This window comes from Pseudoalteromonas fuliginea, assembly GCF_000690055.1.
Lineage (GTDB): Bacteria > Pseudomonadota > Gammaproteobacteria > Enterobacterales > Alteromonadaceae > Pseudoalteromonas > Pseudoalteromonas fuliginea.
Window position 1 is genome coordinate 1 of the sequence record NZ_JJNZ01000125.1, and the last position, 474, is coordinate 474.

Here is a 474-nt window from a genome sequence, read left to right on the forward strand (position 1 = left end):
ATCAGACAGTTTTGGCGTATAGCGATAGCATGTTTCACTTATCATGAAAGTACGACAGGCTAAGGCAATACTCATTTTATTTGTGCTAACGACTTCATGAGCCAAGACTTTGCGCTCAGAAGCCTTTACCACTTTTTTGCCATTGCCTCCTGAATGACCTCAGATTTTAGCCGCTCTTCTGCATACATTTTCTTTAAACGGCGATTTTCATCTTCAAGCTCTTTCATTCGTGTCATTAAAGACGCATCCATGCCGCCGTATTTAGCGCGCCATTTATAAAAGGTTGAGTTGCCCATACCATGTTCACGGCATAGCTCAGGAATAGGCACGCCGCTTTCTGCTTGTTTTAAAATGGCAAGGATCTGACTGTCTGTAAAATGTGCTTTTTTCATAATTTTCTCCTGTGTTTACAATAAGAGAAAATTCTACGTTTGGCATCTATTATTTTTCGGGGGGATTACCCTTCGATTTTAG

General features: G+C 40.7%; 1 pseudogene. It reads right to left on the bottom strand.

Features of this window, described 5'->3' with window-relative positions:
* Positions 1 to 392 (bottom strand): annotated as a pseudogene (locus DC53_RS00470) (transposase); the annotation flags it as partial.
* Between the last annotated feature and the right edge of the window lie 82 nt (positions 393 to 474).